Below are 2,316 nucleotides of genomic sequence, written 5' to 3'. Positions count from 1 at the left end.
TCTCCGGCGACGAGCGGCAGTTGCCGTCGGTGTATCGGGTGAGCGCGCTGGCATCGGCGAGTATTGGAGCCTCCGCATTGGCCGCCGCCGAATGCTTCCGGCAGCGCACGGGCCAGATGCAGCAGGTCGAACTCGATGCCCGCCGCGCAGCAGTCGCATTTCGCAGCGAACGCTACTTGCGCATCAACGCAGATAGCGCGCCCGAGCTGCGCGATCCGCTGATGGGCTTCTACGAAACGCGCGATGACCGCTGGATCCAGCTTCACACGAACTTCAAGCATCATCGTGATGGCGTGGTGAAATTGCTTGGATGCGCCAACGATCACGCCGGCGTCAGCGAGGCGATCCGCCACTGGGAGGGCGCCACGCTCGACGAAGCCCTCGCCGACGCCGGCCTCTGCGCCGCGCTGATCCGCACGCCGGAAGAATGGTCGATGCTGCCGCAAGCCCGCGCGATCGCCGAAACGCCGCTGCTTGAAATCACCAGACTTGGCGATGCACCGCCTGAACCCGTTGGCAATGGCAAGCGGCCTCTGTCCGGCGTTCGGGTGCTCGATCTGAGCCGCATCATCGCGGGTCCGGTGGCGGGTCGCACGCTCGCCGAACACGGCGCCGATGTCCTCCTGATCAACGGTCCGCATCTGCCGAACATTGCGCCTTTGGTCATCGACAACGGCCGCGGCAAACGCTCCGCCACCCTCGATCTGCGCGATGAAACCGGCCGGACCGCCTTGCGCGCGCTGCTGAAAGACGCCGATGTGTTCCTGCAGGGCTACAGGCCCGGCGCGCTCGAGGCCAAAGGCTTCGGCCCTGAGGAAGCCGCGCTAAAACGGCCGGGGATCGTGTACGTGACGGTATCGGCGTATGGACACAAGGGGCCGTGGTCGCAGCGCCGTGGCTTCGACAGCCTCGTGCAGTCGGCGAGCGGTATTGCGTGGACCGAAGCCCAGGCCGCCGGCCAGACGAAGCCGCGTCATCTGCCGTGTCAGGCGCTCGATCACGCGACCGGCTATCTCGCGGCATTCGGCGCAATGACCGCGTTGCAACGCCGCGCCGAGGAGGGCGGAAGCTGGCATGTGCGGGTATCGCTGGCTGGGACCGGGCGCTGGCTGCAATCGATGGGTTTGATCGAAGACGGGCAAAAGATCCACGATCCGAATATCGATGACGTCCGCGATGTGCTTCAAACCATCGAGTCGCCGTTCGGGTCGCTTACGCTCACGCAGCCGCCCGAGCGTATGTCGATGACGCCGCCATTCTGGCCCTCGCCGCCGGTCGAGATCGGTTCGGACGAGCCGCGCTGGACGTGATGGTTACTTCCGCAACTCCGCAACGAAGTCGTAGTAATCGTTGCGGCAGTAGGTATCGGTGAGTTCGATCGGGCGCTGATCGGCCGTATAACCTACGCGCGTGATCAGCAGCAACGCATCGTGTGGCGCGATGCCCATCTGCGTCGCGATTTCATCGCTCGCATTCACCGCGCGAAAATGCTGCAAGGCCCGCACGATAGACAAGTTCCGCTGTTCCAGAAAGCTGTAGAGCGAATCGCCGATTGCGTCCGGGTCGGGAATCAGCGCTGCCGGAAAGGTCGAATTCTCGACCGCCATGACGATGCCATCGGCCGTACGCAAGCGCCTCAAGCGCGCAACGGCCGCCGCCGGCGATAACCCGAGCTGGATCACTTCGTCGCGATTCGCGGGTTCGATCACGCGCGAAAGCCACTGCGATCCGGGTGTAAATCCACGTCTGCGCAGCATTTCGCTGAAGCTCGACAAACGCGAAAGCGGGTCTTCGTAGCGCGGCGTGATGAACGAACCCGCGCCTTGCGTGCGCCGTATGAGTCCTTGTTCTACCAGGAGGGCGATGGCTTTGCGCGAGGTGATGCGCGATACCCCGAGCGCCTCCGACAGCACGCGTTCGGATGGCAATGCTTCGCCCGCGTTCCATCGGTTATCGTGGATCGCATTGCCGAGCTTGCGGGCGAGTTGCAGATAAAGCGGAGTGTCACTGTCCGGGTCCGGGCGCAAGTCGCGCCAGCGGTCTTCCGATGTGGAGTTCATATTGCGCAGGAAGTGAGGACCAAGCGGCGATTCTAAGACAAGCGGCGCAACGGCGGTTTGCTTTCGTTCGTAAGCAGAAACCATCAGGCGGCGTGGAATGGCGCAGAACGCTGCCGATCAATGCGAAACGTCCGCCGAAGCGGACGCTCTCAACGCGCGATGCCAACCGCGAAAACCGTCAGGCGGTGGCCGCACCGCCCAGGCCGCGCCCGGTGCGCATGTACAACCCGACGGTGAGCGCCACGCCCGCCGCCGA

General features: G+C 64.3%; 3 protein-coding genes (1 of these 3 only partly in view). 1 reads left to right on the top strand and 2 read right to left on the bottom strand.

Annotated features, from left to right (window positions below; translation table 11 throughout):
- Positions 1-1,310 (top strand): CoA transferase (locus tag ACFFAR_RS27470; RefSeq protein ID WP_375508844.1); only part of this gene is annotated, 1,310 nt, incomplete at its 5' end.
- Positions 1,311-1,313: 3 nt separating this feature from the next.
- Here the strand turns inward: ACFFAR_RS27470 and ACFFAR_RS27465 are convergent.
- Together ACFFAR_RS27465 and ACFFAR_RS27460 are read right to left on the bottom strand one after the other, a co-directional pair.
- Positions 1,314-2,060, bottom strand: coding sequence for a GntR family transcriptional regulator (locus tag ACFFAR_RS27465; RefSeq protein ID WP_062000968.1), 747 nt, complete (start codon positions 2,058-2,060; stop codon positions 1,314-1,316).
- A 178-nt stretch (positions 2,061-2,238) separates the two neighbouring features.
- Positions 2,239-2,316 carry the end of an MFS transporter gene (locus tag ACFFAR_RS27460; RefSeq protein ID WP_375508843.1) on the bottom strand. The gene runs 1,203 nt beyond the window's last position, so 78 of the gene's 1,281 nt are visible here — the last part of the coding sequence; the start codon falls outside the window, past its right edge — the gene reads right to left on this strand; its stop codon occupies positions 2,239-2,241.

This window comes from uncultured Caballeronia sp., assembly GCF_964243625.1.
Lineage (GTDB): Bacteria > Pseudomonadota > Gammaproteobacteria > Burkholderiales > Burkholderiaceae > Caballeronia.
The sequence above is the reverse complement of the archived record's forward strand: the minus strand, read 5'-3'. Positions and strand labels throughout refer to the sequence as shown.

What these genes read in the sequence shown, in the direction of transcription:
- ACFFAR_RS27465 (WP_062000968.1), bottom strand. Translation starts at nt 2,060, where the DNA reads ATGAACTCCACATCGGAAGACCGCTGGCGCGACTTGCGCCCGGACCCG.